We start from the raw sequence: 15,748 nt of genomic DNA on the forward strand, positions 1-15,748 counted from the left end.
GCGATCAGCCGGACTTGTTGCCGGGCTGTTGCAGGCGGAACTTCTCCTTGCGCTCGATCTGGACGACCTGAGCGTTGTGCACGGTAATCTCCACCGCACCGAAGCGCAGATCGCGCAAGGCGCTCTGGATCTCACGCAGAATGGTGGCTTCGTCCTGACCGTCGATGCTACGCAGAGATGCACTCATGCTCGTTCTCCTTGGAGTGAGGGTGCCGGGCAGAGATTTGAAGGGGGTTTGCGCCTGGCTTGAGGGCAATAGTAGTGAGGCGCGGATATTCTTAAAAATACTGTTTAAGAATGTTTATATAACCATTTTAAAAAGACCCTGCGGGCGCGGGTTTAGCCGCGCCCACAGGGTTCGGTGTAGCGCTTCAGTTTTGTTTTTGCGGCTCGCGGATCTTGTACCAGGCCACATACAGGGCCGGCAGGAACAGCAAGGTCAGCAACGTCGCGACGATGATGCCGCCGATCATGGCGTAGGCCATCGGCCCCCAGAACACCTCTCGGGCAATGGGGATCATGCCCAGGCTGGCTGCCGCCGCAGTCAACAAGATCGGCCGCCGCCGATGGTTGGTGGCCTCCACCACCGCATCCCATGGCGAGAACCCCTGCGCTTCGAACTCGTCGATCTGGGTCACCAGGATCACCGAGTTGCGAATGATGATGCCGGCCAGGGCGAGAATCCCGAGAATCGCCACAAAGCCCATCGGCGTACCGGTCGGCACCAGCGCCAGCACCACACCGATCAGCCCCAGCGGCGCCACGCTGACCACCAGGAACAGCTTCTGCACGCTGTGCAGCTGGATCATCAGGAAGGTCGCCATGAGGAACAGCATCAGCGGGATGACCTTGGCGATCGGGCCTTGGGCTTTGCTGCTCTCCTCCACCGTACCGCCCGTGGCCACTTCGTAGCCGACCGGCAACTGGCTGGCGAACTCATCGATCTTCGGCTTCAGTTGGGCCACCAGGTCGGTGGGCTGGATGTCGCCGTTGACCGAGGCCTTGATGGTGATGGTCGGCTTGCGGTCACGGCGCCACACCAGCGGCTGCTCCAGTTCGTAGCGCACAGTGGCGAAGGCCAGCAGCGGTATCGAGGTGCCACTTGGGGTGACGATCTGCAGGTTCTGCAGTGTGTCCGGCGAACCCCGCTCGCTGTCCACGGCACGGGCGACCACGTCCACCAGGTAGATATTGTCGTTGACCTCGGTCACAGGTGCGCCGCTGACGATGCTGTTCATCACGTTCGCCACGTCTTCGGACGACAGCCCCAGCTGGCGTGCCTTGTCCTGGGCGATTTCGATCCGCAGCACCTTACCGGGCTCGTTCCAGTCGTAGATCATCTCGCCGATGTGCTCGTTGGCATCGAGCAGCGTGGCCAGGTCGATCGCATGCTTGCGCACCTGGTCGATGTCCTTGCCGCTGACGCGGTACTGGATCGGCCGGCCCACCGGCGGGCCCATCTCCAGCGACTGCACGTTGGTGCCGATGCCGACGAACTCTTCATGCAGCAGTTTCTGCAGGCGCACCATCATGCCTGCACGCTCCTCGAAGCCTTTGCTGACGATGACCAGCTGGGCGTAGTACGGGTTCTGCAGTTGCTGGTCCAGGGGCAGGTAGAAGCGGATTGCGCCCTGGCCGATATAGGTGCTCCAGCGCACCAGGTCCGGGTCGTCCTTGATTCTCGCCTCCAGGCGGTCGACCACCTTGCGCGTCTCCTCGATCGAGGCGTTTTGCGGCAAGTTGAGATCGACGAGGATTTCCGGGCGATCGGACGACGGGAAGAACTGGTTTTGCACAAAGCGCATGCAGAACAATGCCAGGACGAACAATACGATGGTACCGATGATGGTCAGCCATCTGTTGCGCATACACCACAGCAAACCGCCTTCGAACGCCCGCCCTAAGCGGCCAGGCTCGGCGTCGTGGGCCTTGAGCTTGTCAATCTTGAGAATATGCACGCCCAGCACCGGCGCAAAGAACACCGCCACCACCCAGGACACGATCAGTGCCACGGCGATCACTGCGAACAGGGTATAGGTGTACTCGCCGGCAGAACTGGCATTGAGGCCGATCGGCACGAAGCCGGCCACGGTCACCAAGGTGCCGGTGAGCATGGGGAATGCCGTGGAGGTGTAGGCAAAGGTAGCCGCCTGCTCCTTGCTCTCGCCCATTTCCAGCCGTGTGACCATCACCTCGACGGTAATCATCGCATCGTCCACCAGCAGCCCCAGGGCGATGATCAGCGCACCCAGCGAGATCCGCTGCATGGTGATGCCGCTGTATTCCATGAACACAAAGACCATGGCCAGCACCAGCGGGATCGAGCAGGCCACCACCAGCCCGGCGCGCACGCCCAGGCTGACGAAGCTCACCGCCAGCACGATCACCACCGCCTCGAACAAGGCGCTGGTAAAACCGCCCACCGCGTCCTTGACCACCACCGACTGGTCGGACACGGTGTGCACACCCACGCCCACTGGCAGGTCGCTGACGATGCTGTCCATCTTCTGCTTCAGCGCAGCGCCGAACACTTGAATGTTGCCGCCGGCCTTCATGCCGATCGCCAGGCCAATGGCAGTCTGGCCGTTGTAGCGGAACATCGGCGAAGGCGGGTCGACGTAGCCGCGCTCGATATCGGCGATATCGGCCAGGCGGAAGAAGCGGTCATTGATCCGCAGGTTGACGGTTTGCAGGTCTTTCTCGGAGGCGAACTGCCCGGTAGTACGTACCGAGATGCGCTCTGGCCCGGCTTCGATCACCCCGGCCGGGGTCACCGCGTTCTGTTGCTGCAGCGCCTGCATGACTTGGCGCTGGTCGATGCCCAGGGCCGCCAGCTTGCGGGTCGAGAACTTCAGGTACAGCACTTCGTCCTGGGTGCCGACCAGTTCGATCTTGCCGATATTGGGTACTTCACGCACCTCGGCCCGGGCCTGCTCCACATAGTCGCGCAACTGGCGCAGGGTCAGGCCATCGGCGGTAAAGGCGTAGATGGAGCCAAACACGTCGCCGAATTCGTCGTTGAAGCCCGGCCCCTGGATGCCTTGGGGGAATTCGCCGCGAATGTCCTGGATCTTCTTGCGCACCTGATACCAGATGTCCGGGATGTCGGCGGCCTTGGTGGTGTCGCGCAGGTAGACGTAGACGGTGGACTCGCCGGGGCGTGTGTAGCTTTTGGTGTAGTCGAGGGAGTCGAGCTCTTCGAGCTTCTTCTCGATGCGGTCGGTGACCTGGTAAAGGGTCTCGTCCTGCGTCGCACCCGGCCAGCGGGTCTGGATCACCATGGTCTTGATGGTGAACGACGGGTCTTCCTCACGGCCCAGGTTGAAATAGGAAAAAATCCCCATCAACAAACCGACGAACATCAGGTACCAGACGAAGGACTGGTGGCGCAGCGCCCATTCGGACAGGTTGAAGCTTCCTTTCATTGCGCGTCCTCGTCGAAGGTAACTTTCTGGCCGGGCTTGAGGCTGTTCACGCCAGCGGTAACCACGCGCTCGCCGGGTTGTACGCCGGCGCTCAACATGAAGCTGTCGCCGGTGCGTTCGGTCAGCGTGACGTCACGGGTGGCGACTGTTTTCTGTTGGGGGTCGATCACCCAGACCTGGGTTTTGCCATCACGCTCAAGCAGCGCGCTCAGGGGCAGTTCACTGCGCGGGGTGATCGCCGAGGTCAGGGTCACGCTGATCGCCGTGCCCAGGTGGAACGCGTCCGGGGTGCTGGCCAGGGTCAGCCGGGCACGCCGGGTGCGCGTGGCAGCGTCGGCCTGGGGCTCCAGCTCGCGCAGGGTGGCGGTGGTGTTGATGCTGGTATCCAGCTGCGAGGCAACGGTGAACGTAAGGTCCTTGGTCAATGCTTCGGCAATGTTTATGGGCAAGTCGATGACCGCTTCCTTGACGTCTGGTCGGGCCAGGGTGACCACGGCCTGCCCGGCCGTGACGGTCTGCCCGGCTTCGGCCTGCCAGGCGGTGATCACGGCCGCATGGTCGCTGCGCAGGGTGCTGTAGTCGAGCTGATCGCGAGCCTGGCTGACCGCCGAGCGGGCCTGTTCCAGGCTGGCACCGGTGGTTTTCAGGTCGGTCTGGGCAATATCCAGCTGGGCCTGGGCGCCAACGCCGCGGTCATACAACTGCTGCTGACGACGTGCGTTGGCCTGGGCGTTGATCCACTGCGCCTGAACCCTGGCGAGGTCGCCCTCGGCCGCGCGCAGCTGGTTCTGCTGGTCGGTCGGGTCAAGGGTGGCCAAGGTATCGCCGGGTTTCACCTGGGCGCCGACATCCAGCCAACGCCGGGCGATGCGCCCGGAGACGCGAAAACCCAGGGTACTTTCAAAACGCGCCTGGATGGCGCCGGCGAAGCGGCCCAGCTGCGACTGCGCCTGCGCCTCGACCAGGGTCGACAGCACAGGGCGCACGGCTTCGGGTTGCTGTTCTTCACTGCCACAGGCGCTCAACAACAGCCCTGCCGCGCCTATCAGCATTAGACGTTTCATGGCGCGGCGCCTCCATCCTGAGCATCGACTTTTTCAACCTGCATGCCCGGATGCAAGAGCTGACCACCGCTGACCACAACCGTTTCGCCACCTTTGATGCCTTGGGCGACGACGACCTTGCCGGTGAGGTAGCGCGTGACCTGCACTTTGCGCAGCTCGACCTTGTCGCCCTCGCCCACCACCCACACTGCCGGCTCATGCAAGGCCTTGGTCAGTGCCGCCCAAGGTAACTCGATGCTCGGTCGCCCCTGAGCATTGGCCGTGGCGGTGACCGGCGAGCCCAATTGCATGCCCGGCGGCACGTTGCGCAAGGCCACCTTGACCTGCACCGTGCCACTCTGCGCCGACACCGTCGGGGTGATTTCGCGGACAAAACCCTGGGCCTGAACCTTGGGGTCATCGAGCAGGCTGACGACCACTCCGGCATCGCTTGGCGGTGCCACCAGCAGCGATTCATAGACATTGAACACCGCGTCGCGGTCGCCATCGCGGGCCAGGCCGAAGATCGGCATGGTCGCCTGCACCACCTGGCCGACTTCGGCCTGGCGCTCGGTGATCACGCCATCGGCCTCGGACACCAGCGCGGTATAGCTCAACTGCTCCCGGGCATTGGCCAGCTGTGCCTGAGCGGCCTTGAGCGCGCTCTGATTGCTGCGCAGCGCCGCTTCGGCAGAGTCGTACTCGCTCTGGCTGGTATAGCCTTTGGGCAACAGTTTTTGCTGGCGCACGAAGGCGGCGGCCGTCTGTGTCACACGCGCCTGGGCGGCGAACACTTCAGCCTTGGCCGAGTCGACGTTGTTCTGCAAGTCTTTGGGGTCAAGCCGCGCCAGTACCTGGTTGGCCTTGACGTGATCGCCCACATCGACGCTGCGTGAAATGATCTTGCCGCCCACACGGAACGACAAATCGGTTTGCACCCGTGCCTGCACGTCGCCGGTCAGGGTGACCCTGGCAGCGAAGTCAGTGGGTTGTACTTGTAGCACGCCGACCCGAGGCAGTTCCGGGCTCGAGACTTCCCTCTCGCACCCCGACAACATGAACAGCAACCCCAGGCAGACGACCGACAGAAGACGCCTCAACGTCATGCGGGCTCCTTGCTTGCGCGCAAATGGTTCGAGGAATGCGACTGTTAGCGTAGTTCAGGGTTCAGCAAACAGCGATACTGCCTGTTCGCCCGCACACGGAAGCGCCCCATGCTCACAACCTTGGCCATCGCCAACTACCGCTCGATCAACCAACTGGTGATGCCGCTGGGTCGGCTGAACCTGATTACTGGCGCCAATGGCAGCGGCAAGTCCAACCTGTACAAGGCCCTGCGCCTGCTGGCCGAGACAGCGCGCGGCGGGGTGGTCAATGCCTTGGCCGCCGAGGGTGGGCTGGAATCCACGTTCCATGCCGGGCCAGAAAAACTCAGCCGGCGCATGCTCAAGGGCGAGGTGCCGGTGCAAGGTGGGCCGCGCCAGCAGGTACGGCGCCTGAAAATGGGCTTCACCGACGAAGATTTCGGTTATGCCATTGGCCTTGGGCTGCCGGAGCCAAGCCAGTCGAAGTTTTCCCTGGACCCGCAGATCAAGCATGAAGCGATCTGGGCGGGCCCGGTCTGCCGCCCCGCCAGCCTGCTGGTGGAGCGCAGCGCGGCCATGGTGCGCGCCCGCGAGGGGCGCCAGTGGCAGGTCATGAGCCAGCACATGACCGAGTTCGACAGCCTGTTCGACCAGGTCGGTAGCGTGCAGGGTTCACCTGAAGTGCTGCACCTGCGTGAGCAGATCCGCAGCTGGCGCTTTTATGATCACTTCTGTACCGACCCCGAGGCACCGGCACGCCAAGCGCGCCTTGGCACCCGCACGCCTGTGCTGCACCACGATGGCCGGGACCTGGCGGCGGCGTTGCAGACCATCAAGGAGATCGGCGATTTCGAGGCGCTGCAGGCGGCGGTCAGCGATGCCTTCCCTGGCTCACAGGTGGGCATCGAGGCGACACCGGGTGGCTTGTTCAGCCTGCGCTTTCAGCAGGCAGGGCTGTTGCGGCCATTGAGTGCGGCCGAGCTGTCCGACGGCACCTTGCGTTACCTGCTGCTGGTGGCAGCCCTGCTGACGCCCCGCCCACCGAGCATGATGGTGCTCAACGAACCGGAGACCAGCTTGCATCCGGACTTGCTACCGGCGCTGGCGCGGCTGATCCGGCGGGCTTCGCAGCAGTGCCAGGTGTGGGTGGTATCGCATGCCCCGCGGTTGGTGGCGGCGCTGGAAGAGGATGAGGGGTGCAATGCCATAAGGCTGACGAAAGAGCTGGGGCAGACTGTGATCGTCGGGCAGGGGATGCTGGATGAGCCGGCTTGGCATTGGCCGGATTGAGGGGCCGCGAAGCGGCCCCAAACCGGGTCAGGCCGACGCTGCAGCAGCCGTCGGGCGCTTGACCTGTGGCTGCGACACGTTCGCCGCTGCACCTTCCTCGATTGCTTGCTGAATCGCCTTGCGACGACGCTCTTCAGCACGGCGGCTGAAGAACCAGACCATGAAGGTCACCAGCGACACCGACAGCAGGATCAAGCTGGCCACGGCGTTGATCTCAGGCTTCACGCCCAGGCGCACCGCCGAGAACACTTCCATCGGCAAGGTGGTCGAGCCAGGCCCGGACACGAAGCTGGCCAGCACCAGGTCGTCCAGCGACAGCGCGAACGACATCATGCCGCCCGCCGCCAGCGAAGGCGCAATCATCGGGATGGTGATCAGGAAGAACACCTTCCACGGCTTGGCACCCAGGTCCATCGCCGCTTCCTCGATCGACAGGTCCAGCTCACGCAGCCGCGCCGACACCACCACCGCCACATACGCCGCACAGAACGTGGTGTGGGCGATCCAGATGGTGACGATGCCACGCTCCTGCGGCCAGCCGATCATCTGCGCCATGGCCACGAACAGCAGCAACAGCGACAGGCCAGTGATCACCTCAGGCATGACCAGCGGCGCGGTCACCAGGCCACCGAACAGCGTACGGCCCTTGAAGCGAGTGACCCGGGTCAGCACGAAGGCCGCCAGGGTACCCAACGCCACCGCCGCCACCGCCGTGTAGCAGGCGATCTCCAGCGAGCGCATCACCGACCCCATCAACTGGGTGTTGTCGAGCAAGCCAACGTACCATTTCACCGACCAGCCACCCCACACCGTCACCAGCTTGGAGGCGTTGAACGAATAGATCACCAGGATCAGCATCGGCAGGTAGATGAACAGCAAGCCGAGCACCAGCATCAGCTTGGAGAAACTGAAACGCTTCATGCCCTGCCCTCCATCTCTTTGGCCTGGCTGCGGTTGAACAGCAGGATGGGTACGATCAGGATCGCCAGCATCACCACCGCCAGCGCGGACGCCACCGGCCAGTCACGGTTGTTGAAGAACTCTTGCCACAGCACCTTACCGATCATCAGGGTTTCCGGGCCGCCCAGCAGTTCCGGGATCACGAACTCACCCACCACCGGGATGAACACCAGCATGCAGCCGGCGATGATGCCGTTCTTGGACAGCGGCACGGTGATCTTCCAGAAGCTGTTGAAGGTGCTCGAACCCAGGTCCGATGCAGCTTCCAACAGGCTCGGGTCATGCTTCACCAGGTTGGCGTACAGCGGCAGGATCATGAACGGCAGGTACGAATAGACCACGCCGATATACACCGCCAGGTTGGTGTTGAGGATCTGCAACGGCTGGTCGATCAGCCCCAGCCACATCAGGAAGCTGTTGAGCAGCCCGTTGTTGCTGAGGATGCCCATCCAGGCGTAGACGCGGATCAGGATCGCCGTCCAGGTCGGCATCATGATCAGCAGCAACAGCACGGTCTGCGACTCTTTGCGGGCATTGGCGATGGAATAGGCCATCGGGTAGCCGATCAACAGGCACAGCAGGGTGCTGATGAAGGCCATCTTCAACGAGCCGAGGTAGGCCGAGATGTACAGCTCGTCCTCGGTCAACAGCCCGTAGTTGGCCAGGTTGAGCACCAACTGGATCTTGTCTTCGACGTAGCTGTAGATCTCGGTATACGGCGGGATCGCCACGTCGGCTTCGGCAAAGCTGATCTTCAACACGATGAAGAACGGCAGCATGAAGAACAGGAACAGCCAGATGAACGGCACACCGATCACCAGGTGCCGCCCCTCAGGGATCAAGCGCTGGAAGGCTCGCTTGAGCTTGCGCAGTTTCATGACCGCAGTACCACGCCGCTGTCGTCTTCCCACCACACGTACACTTCATCGCCCCATGTCGGACGCGTGCCCTGGCGCTCGGCGTTGGCCACGAACGACTGGACGATCTTGCCGCTCGGCAGCTCGACGTAGAACACCGAGTGGCCGCCCAGGTAGGCGATGTCGTGGACCTTGCCGCGCGACCAATTGTGCTCGCAGGTCGGCTGCTGGGTAGTGACCAGCATTTTTTCCGGGCGCAGCGCGTAGGTGATGTGTTTGTCTTCGACCGACGTGGTGATGCCGTGGCCGACGTAGATCTTGCGCTCCAGCTCAGGGCTGGCAATGATCGCGTGGCCTTCGGCGTCGTCGACCACATCACCCTCGAACAGGTTGACGTTGCCGATGAATTCGCACACCAGGCGGCTGGTCGGGGTCTCGTAGATGTCCACCGGCGAGCCGATCTGGGCGATCCAGCCCAGGTGCATGATGGCGATACGCTGGGCCATGGTCATGGCCTCTTCCTGGTCGTGGGTCACCATCACGCAGGTCACACCCACGCGTTCGATGATCTCCACCAGCTCCAACTGCATCTGCGAGCGCAGCTTCTTGTCCAGGGCGCCCATCGGCTCATCGAGCAACAGCAGCTTCGGCCGTTTGGCCAGCGAGCGGGCCAGGGCCACACGTTGGCGCTGGCCGCCAGACAGCTGGTGCGGCTTGCGCTTGGCGTACTGGGTCATGTGCACCAGCTTGAGCATCTCGGCCACGCGGGCGTCGACGTCGGCCTTGGGCAACTTGTCCTGCTGCAGGCCGAAGGCGATGTTCTGCGCCACGGTCATGTGCGGGAACAGCGCGTAGGACTGGAACATCATGTTGATCGGCCGCTCGTAGGGCGGCATGTCGGTGATGTCGACGCCGTCGAGCAGGATCCGCCCTTCGCTCGGCCGTTCGAAACCGGCCAGCATACGCAGCAAGGTCGATTTGCCGGAACCGGAGCCACCCAGCAGGGCGAAGATCTCGCCCTTGCGGATTTCCAGGGACACATCGTCCACAGCTACCGTTTCGTCGAACTTTTTCGTGACCCGGTCGATCTTGACCAGCACCTGCTTGGGTTGCTGGCCACCCTCGAGGGCTTTCTTATAGGCACCGGAGGCAACTGCCATGAGTGAAACTCCCAACAAGATTTGTGTGCCCGCGCAACCTGTTCTGCAGAGGGCCGCGGCGGGCCTGGATTGTTACTTGCCCGACTTGACCTTGGTCCAGCTACGGGTCATCAGACGTTGCACCTTGGGTGGCAACTCAGCGTTGACGAACATCTTGTCCAGCACTTCCTGCGGTGGGTAAACCGCGGCGTCAGTCCTCACGGCCTGGTCCATCAGGTCGCCAGCCTTGGGGTTCGGGTTGGCGTAACCGACGTAATCACTGACCTGGGCGATAACCTCAGGTTTCAGCAAATAGTTGATGAAGGCATGGGCCTCTTTGACGTTCTTGGCGTCCTTGGGGATCGCCAGTACATCGAACCAGAGGTTGCCGCCTTCCTTGGGAATCGCATAAGCCAAGTTCACACCCTTCTTGGCTTCTTCCGCACGGGCCTTGGCCTGGAAGATATCGCCCGAGAAGCCCGCCGCGACGCAGATGTCGCCGTTGGCCAGGTCGGTGATGTACTTGGACGAGTGGAAGTAGGTCACGTACGGGCGTACCGCCAGCAGCTTCTTCTCGGCCTTTTTATAGTCGTCGGGGTTGCTGCTGTTGGGGTCCAGCCCCATGTAGTTGAGCACCGCCGGGAGCATTTCGTCCGCCGAGTCGAGGAAGGCAACACCACACGTGGAGAGCTTCTTCATGTTCTCGGGTTCGAACAACACAGCCCAGGAATCGATAGTGTCGACGCCCAGCGCAGCCTTGACCTTTTCTACGTTGTAACCAATGCCGTTGGTGCCCCACAGGTAAGGCACGGCGTACTGGTTGCCCGGGTCATTCTTCTCGAGGCGCTTCATCAGCGCCGGGTCCAGGTTGGCATAATTGGGCAGCAGGTTCTTGTCGAGCTTCTGGAACGCGCCCGCCTTGATCTGCTTGCCGAGGAAATGGTTGGACGGCACGACGACGTCATAACCGGTGTTACCGGCCAGCAGCTTGCCTTCCAGTGTTTCGTTGGAATCGAAAACGTCCTGCACGGGCTTGATACCCGTTGCCTTCTCGAAGTCCGCGAGTGTGGTTGGGCCGATGTAATCGGACCAGTTGTAGAAATGCACCGTAGGCGCCGCTTGGACGCTGCATGCCAGCGTCAGGCCCGCTCCAGCCATCAAGGCCTTGCGTAATACAGAAATAGACAAGTGGGTGGTCCTCACAATCAGTGCATGGGTAGCGGCAATGTGGCCGCACACGCAAAACCGGCGCGCAACTTACCTTCGCAGCTTCGATGCCGCAATCAACAATTGCCTTTCACTGCCTCTGAGCCGGTAAAGCCCGGCCCAGAGGTGTCGCATCAGGCTTATTTGCCCGACTTGATCTTGGTCCAGCTGCGGGTGATGTCGCGCTGGGCGGCCTTCTCTGGCGCTTTGATGGCGTACAGTTGCGCCTTCACTGCATCAGACGGGTAGATGGCCGGGTCGCTGGTGATGTCCTTGTCGACGAACTCGGTCGCCGCCATGTTGCCATTCGGGAAACGCACGGCGTTGGTGATGGCGGCCATCACTTTCGGCTGCAGCAGGTATTCCATGAACGTGTAGGCAGCTTCGACGTTTTCGGCGTCTTTCGGAATGGCAACCATGTCATAGAAGGTGCCGGCACCTTCCTTCGGAATGACATAGCTCAGCTTGACCTTGTCGCCGGCCTCGTGGGCACGGGCCTTGGACTGCTCCAGGTCACCCGAGTAACCCACAGCCACGCAGATGTTGCCGTTGGCGAGGTCAGAGATGTACTTGGAGGAATGGAAGTAGGTAATCGACGGACGAATCTTCAGGAACAGATCTTCCGCGGCTTTCAGGTCTTCTTTCTTGGTGCTGTCGCTCGGCTTGCCCAGGAAATGCAACGCGGCCGGGATCATCTCGGTCGGTGCATCGAGGAAGCTCACGCCACAGCTTTTGAGTTTTTCGATGTTCTCAGGCTTGAACACGACGTCCCACGATTCGATCTTGTCGACGCCCAGCGCGGCCTTGACCTTCTCTGGGTTGTAACCGATACCGATGGAGCCCCACATGTAGGGGAAGGCGAATTTGTTGCCTGGGTCGCTGGCATCGCCAACAGCCTTGAGCAGGGCTGGGTCGAGGTTTTTCCAGCTTGGCAGCTTGGAGCGGTCCAGCTCCTGGTAGACGCCGGCCTTGATCTGCTTGGCCAGGAAGTTGTTGGACGGCACGACGATGTCATAGCCCGACTTGCCTGCCAGCAACTTGGCTTCGAGGGTCTCGTTGCTGTCGAAGACGTCATAGACGACCTTGATGCCGGTCTCTTTCTCGAAATTGGCCACGGTGTCCGGGGCGATGTAGTCCGACCAGTTGTACACGTGCAGTACTTTGTCATCAGCCTGAACAGCGGTCGCCATGGCACCCATCAGGGCGGCGGCCAGCAACGTCTTGCCCATTTTCTTCATGCGTCATGCTCCAGATTTTTTTTGATTAGCCATCCGTTCAGCTGCCAGGTCCCGCAGTACGCGCGCTGGGCGACTGAAACAGTCGCTAGTCTGGCAAGTTACAAGGCGCTGTTTCAAGGAAAGCAGCCCCTTGTAACCAACTAATGTCACAACGCTAGCCTAGCAGGTGCTCATCTGATCGCTTCGAGGGTCAGGTCCAGGCACTTGCGCGCCTTTTCCACCAGCTCGTCGATCTCTGCATGGCTGATCACCAGCGGTGGCGCGATGATCATGGTGTCACCCACCGCACGCATGATCAGGCCGTTCTCGAAGCAGAAGTTGCGGCAGATCATGCCCACGCCCTTGCCTTCGTAACGGCTGCGGGTCGCCTTGTCCTTGACCAGCTCGATCGCGCCGAGCAGGCCCAGGCCGCGCACCTCACCCACCAGCGGGTGGTCTTGCAGCTCACGCAAACGCTTTTGCAAATACGGTGCCGCTTCGTTGCGTGCCTGCTCGACAATGTGCTCGTCGCGCAGGATGCGCAGGTTTTCCAGGCCTACTGCGGCCGCTACCGGGTGGCCCGAATAGGTGAAGCCGTGGTTGAAATCGCCGCCTTCGCTGATCACCTTGGCCACAGTGTCACGCACGATCACACCGCCCATGGGGATGTAACCGGAGGTCAGGCCCTTGGCGATGGTCATCAGGTCGGGCTTGAGGTCGTAGTAGTCGGAGCCGAACCACTCGCCGGTGCGGCCGAAGCCGCAGATGACTTCGTCGGCAACGAACAGGATGTCGTACTTGGCGAGGATCTCCTTGACCTTCGGCCAGTACGTTTCTGGCGGGATGATCACCCCGCCCGCGCCCTGGATCGGCTCGGCGATGAAGGCCGCGACGTTGTCTTCGCCGACTTCGAGGATTTTCTTCTCCAGTTGCTCGGCGGCCCACACCCCGAACGCGTCCGGGCTCATGTCCCCGCCCTCACCGAACCAGTACGGCTGCGGGATGTGCACAATGCCCGGGATCGGCAGGCCGCCCTGCTCGTGCATGCCACTCATGCCACCCAGGCACGCACCGGCGAAGGTGGAGCCGTGGTAGCCGTTGATGCGGCCGATGATGGTCTGCTTGTGCGGTTTACCCTTCAGTGCCCAGTAGTGACGGACCATGCGCAGCACGGTGTCGTTGCCTTCGGAGCCGGAGCCGGTGAAGAACACATGGCTCATGCCTTCAGGCGCCACGTCGGTGATCGCCTTGGCCAGCTCCAATGCCGGCGGGTGCGCGGTCTGGAAGAACAGGTTGTAGTACGGCAGCTCGCGCATCTGCTTTTCGGCAGCCTGCACCAGCTCTTCGCGGCCATACCCCACCGCAACGCACCACAGGCCGGCCATGCCGTCGAGGATCTTGTTGCCCTCGCTGTCCCACAAATGCACGCCCTGGGCCTTGGTAATGATGCGCGGCCCCTTCTCCTTCAGCTGTTTGTAGTCGCTGAAGGGCGCGAGGTGATGCTCGCCGCTCAGGGTTTGCCATTCACGGGTTTGCGGGTTTTTGACGCTCATGTGCTTCTCCGTTATCCGACAGCCGCGCTCCTGCGGCACCAGGGTTGATCAGACTGCAAACAGCAGGAACTCACGTTCCCAGGAACTGATGACGCGTTTGAAGTTTTCGTGTTCGGCGCGTTTGGTGGCGACGTAGCCGGTGATGAACTTCTTGCCCAGGTACTGCACCAGCGCACGGCTGACTTCCATGCGTTCCAGGGCGTCTTCGATGGTCAGTGGCAGGCGCAGGTTGCGGCGTTCGTAACCACGGCCCTGCACCGGCGCGCTGGCCTCGATGCCTTCGACCATGCCGATGTAGCCGCACAGCAGGCTGGCGGCGATGGCCAGGTAAGGGTTGGCATCGGCGCCCGGCAGGCGGTTTTCGACCCGGCGGTTCTGCGGCCCGGCATCCGGCACGCGCAGGCCGACGGTACGGTTTTCCTCGCCCCACTCGACGTTCACCGGCGCCGAGGTGTCGGGCAGGAAGCGGCGGAACGAGTTGACGTTGGGGGCGAACAGCGGCAGCGCCTCGGGGATGAACTTCTGCAGGCCACCGATGTGGTGCAGGAACAGCTCGCTCATGCTGCCGTCTTCGTTACTGAAGATGTTCTTGCCGGTGGCCGCGTCGATCACGCTCTGGTGCAGGTGCATGGCACTGCCAGGCTCGCCGGTCATGGGCTTGGCCATGAAGGTCGCGGCCACATTGTGCTTGAGCGCGGCCTCGCGCATGGTGCGTTTGAACACCAGGATCTGGTCGGCCAGGTGCAGCGCGTTGCCGTGACGGAAGTTGATTTCCATCTGCGCCGTGCCGTCTTCGTGGATCAGCGTGTCGAGGTCCAGCTTCTGCAGTTCGCACCAGTCATAGACATCCTCGAACAGCGGGTCGAATTCGTTGGCGGCTTCGATCGAGAACGACTGGCGGCCGGTTTCCGGGCGCCCCGAGCGGCCTACCGGCGGCTGCAGCGGGAAGTCCGGGTCTTCGCTACGCTTGGTCAGGTAGAACTCCATCTCGGGCGCGACAATCGGCTGCCAGCCTTTGTCGGCGTAGAGCTTGAGCACTTTCTTCAAGACGTTGCGCGGCGACAGTTCGACCGGGTTGCCCTTCTTGTCGTAGGTGTCGTGGATCACCTGCGCTGTCGGCTCGATGGCCCAGGGCACCAGGAACACGGCGTCTTCGTCGGGGCGGCAGATCATGTCGATGTCGGCCGGGTCGAGCAGTTCGTAATAGATGTCGTCGTCGACGTAGTCACCCGTCACGGTCTGCAGCAGCACGCTCTCGGGCAGGCGCATGCCTTTTTCGGCGATGAACTTGTTGGTCGGCGAGATCTTGCCGCGCGTGATACCAGTGAGGTCGCTGATCATGCATTCGACTTCAGTGATCTTGTGCTCTTTCAACCAATCGGTGAGCTGGTCGAGGTTGTTACTCATAAATACCTCAGGAGGTAAGGTGGTCCGCGCATTGATTCTGGATGGAGAAGATTGCTAAAGCAAAAACCCCCACGCACGAGCACAGTGGATACACTGAAACCAAGCGTGTCCGTAATGAGTTTGAAGGGCAGGAAGGCGAATCGAGTAGCGCAACGCCGCTACGGGGGAAGGTCCGGGTGCGCCAAGCGTCAATTATTGCGGCCAGGGCGGCCACACCGTTGACGGTGCGTTCATGAACGACAGGGGTACCCGACTGCACTGCGCAGGCAGCGCTTTCAGGTCGCGACAAGCGGACCATATGACCCTCGTATTATTGTGTTTTGGGTTGTGACCGAGCTTAGCCTTGTTCATTTTTTTACACAACACCTCCGTAAAAAATAAAACACGGCAAGCTTGAGATAGCCCTTTGAGCGGTAAATAGCGGATAATGGCACGCCCCGATATGCAGCAAATCTGCCGTAGATGTGCCATTTCAGGGCATCATGGGGTTGGCTTGACATCAGTATGGCTTTTCGATTGACTGGTCCTGCAAGCCCCCCTTGATTGATATTTTTAACAACAAAGGT

The 15,748-nt window shown here is 61.7% G+C and carries 12 protein-coding genes; 1 reads left to right on the forward strand and 11 read right to left on the reverse strand.

What is annotated here, in order from left to right; translation table 11 throughout:
• Positions 1–4: 4 nt before the first annotated feature.
• From oscA to PC358_RS20330, 4 genes are all read right to left on the reverse strand, one after another.
• Entirely contained in the window at positions 5–187 is a 183-nt protein-coding gene (oscA, locus tag PC358_RS20315) for a sulfur starvation response protein OscA (protein ID WP_016489716.1), read from the reverse strand.
• 184 nt (positions 188–371) lie between these two features.
• On the reverse strand, positions 372–3,425 hold the full coding sequence (locus PC358_RS20320) for an efflux RND transporter permease subunit (protein ID WP_033702119.1): 3,054 nt from the start codon (positions 3,423–3,425) through the stop codon (positions 372–374).
• On the reverse strand, positions 3,422–4,489 hold the full coding sequence (locus PC358_RS20325) for an efflux RND transporter periplasmic adaptor subunit (RefSeq protein ID WP_033702121.1): 1,068 nt from the start codon (positions 4,487–4,489) through the stop codon (positions 3,422–3,424). Before PC358_RS20325 ends, PC358_RS20320 begins: the two co-directional genes overlap by 4 nt.
• Entirely contained in the window at positions 4,486–5,574 is a 1,089-nt protein-coding gene (locus tag PC358_RS20330; RefSeq protein WP_033702123.1) for an efflux RND transporter periplasmic adaptor subunit, read from the reverse strand. Before PC358_RS20330 ends, PC358_RS20325 begins: the two co-directional genes overlap by 4 nt.
• 108 nt (positions 5,575–5,682) lie before the next feature.
• Between PC358_RS20330 and PC358_RS20335 the strand changes: the two genes are divergently transcribed.
• Complete coding sequence (locus tag PC358_RS20335) at positions 5,683–6,843, forward strand: AAA family ATPase (protein WP_033702124.1); 1,161 nt, start codon at positions 5,683–5,685, stop codon at positions 6,841–6,843.
• 27 nt (positions 6,844–6,870) lie between these two features.
• On the opposite strand, the gene PC358_RS20340 is transcribed toward PC358_RS20335, so the two are convergent.
• From PC358_RS20340 to PC358_RS20370, 7 genes are all read right to left on the reverse strand, one after another.
• The gene (locus PC358_RS20340; RefSeq protein WP_033702126.1) at positions 6,871–7,764 is read right to left on the reverse strand and encodes an ABC transporter permease subunit; all 894 of its coding nucleotides are present in this window, start codon (positions 7,762–7,764) and stop codon (positions 6,871–6,873) included.
• Positions 7,761–8,642, reverse strand: a complete 882-nt coding sequence (locus PC358_RS20345; protein ID WP_177326479.1) for an ABC transporter permease subunit — start codon at positions 8,640–8,642, stop codon at positions 7,761–7,763. Before PC358_RS20345 ends, PC358_RS20340 begins: the two co-directional genes overlap by 4 nt.
• Before the next feature lie 35 nt (positions 8,643–8,677).
• Positions 8,678–9,820: a polyamine ABC transporter ATP-binding protein gene (potA, locus tag PC358_RS20350; RefSeq protein WP_033702130.1), complete on the reverse strand. Its 1,143-nt coding sequence runs from the start codon at positions 9,818–9,820 to the stop codon at positions 8,678–8,680.
• Positions 9,821–9,892: 72 nt separating this feature from the next.
• Positions 9,893–10,987 carry a polyamine ABC transporter substrate-binding protein gene (locus PC358_RS20355; protein WP_033702132.1) on the reverse strand — a complete coding sequence of 365 codons (1,095 nt, stop codon included), beginning with the start codon at positions 10,985–10,987 and terminating at the stop codon, positions 9,893–9,895.
• A 158-nt stretch (positions 10,988–11,145) separates the two neighbouring features.
• Positions 11,146–12,243 (reverse strand): polyamine ABC transporter substrate-binding protein, encoded by a 1,098-nt coding sequence (locus PC358_RS20360; protein ID WP_033702134.1) that lies wholly within the window; start codon positions 12,241–12,243, stop codon positions 11,146–11,148.
• Between the two features lie 170 nt (positions 12,244–12,413).
• The gene (locus tag PC358_RS20365) at positions 12,414–13,775 is read right to left on the reverse strand and encodes an aspartate aminotransferase family protein (RefSeq protein WP_033702135.1); all 1,362 of its coding nucleotides are present in this window, start codon (positions 13,773–13,775) and stop codon (positions 12,414–12,416) included.
• A gap of 48 nt (positions 13,776–13,823) precedes the next feature.
• Positions 13,824–15,182 (reverse strand): glutamine synthetase family protein, encoded by a 1,359-nt coding sequence (locus PC358_RS20370; RefSeq protein WP_033702137.1) that lies wholly within the window; start codon positions 15,180–15,182, stop codon positions 13,824–13,826.
• Positions 15,183–15,748 lie beyond the last annotated feature (566 nt).

Origin of the sequence: Pseudomonas capeferrum (assembly GCF_000731675.1) — a bacterium.
GTDB classification, from domain to species: domain Bacteria; phylum Pseudomonadota; class Gammaproteobacteria; order Pseudomonadales; family Pseudomonadaceae; genus Aquipseudomonas; species Aquipseudomonas capeferrum.

What these genes read in the sequence shown, in the direction of transcription:
- oscA (WP_016489716.1), bottom strand. Translation starts at nt 187, where the DNA reads ATGAGTGCATCTCTGCGTAGCATCGACGGTCAGGACGAAGCCACCATT.
- PC358_RS20320 (WP_033702119.1), bottom strand. Translation starts at nt 3,425, where the DNA reads ATGAAAGGAAGCTTCAACCTGTCCGAATGGGCGCTGCGCCACCAGTCC.
- PC358_RS20325 (WP_033702121.1), bottom strand. Translation starts at nt 4,489, where the DNA reads ATGAAACGTCTAATGCTGATAGGCGCGGCAGGGCTGTTGTTGAGCGCC.
- PC358_RS20330 (WP_033702123.1), bottom strand. Translation starts at nt 5,574, where the DNA reads ATGACGTTGAGGCGTCTTCTGTCGGTCGTCTGCCTGGGGTTGCTGTTC.
- PC358_RS20335 (WP_033702124.1), top strand. Translation starts at nt 5,683, where the DNA reads ATGCTCACAACCTTGGCCATCGCCAACTACCGCTCGATCAACCAACTG.
- PC358_RS20340 (WP_033702126.1), bottom strand. Translation starts at nt 7,764, where the DNA reads ATGAAGCGTTTCAGTTTCTCCAAGCTGATGCTGGTGCTCGGCTTGCTG.
- potA (WP_033702130.1), bottom strand. Translation starts at nt 9,820, where the DNA reads ATGGCAGTTGCCTCCGGTGCCTATAAGAAAGCCCTCGAGGGTGGCCAG.
- PC358_RS20360 (WP_033702134.1), bottom strand. Translation starts at nt 12,243, where the DNA reads ATGAAGAAAATGGGCAAGACGTTGCTGGCCGCCGCCCTGATGGGTGCC.
- PC358_RS20365 (WP_033702135.1), bottom strand. Translation starts at nt 13,775, where the DNA reads ATGAGCGTCAAAAACCCGCAAACCCGTGAATGGCAAACCCTGAGCGGC.
- PC358_RS20370 (WP_033702137.1), bottom strand. Translation starts at nt 15,182, where the DNA reads ATGAGTAACAACCTCGACCAGCTCACCGATTGGTTGAAAGAGCACAAG.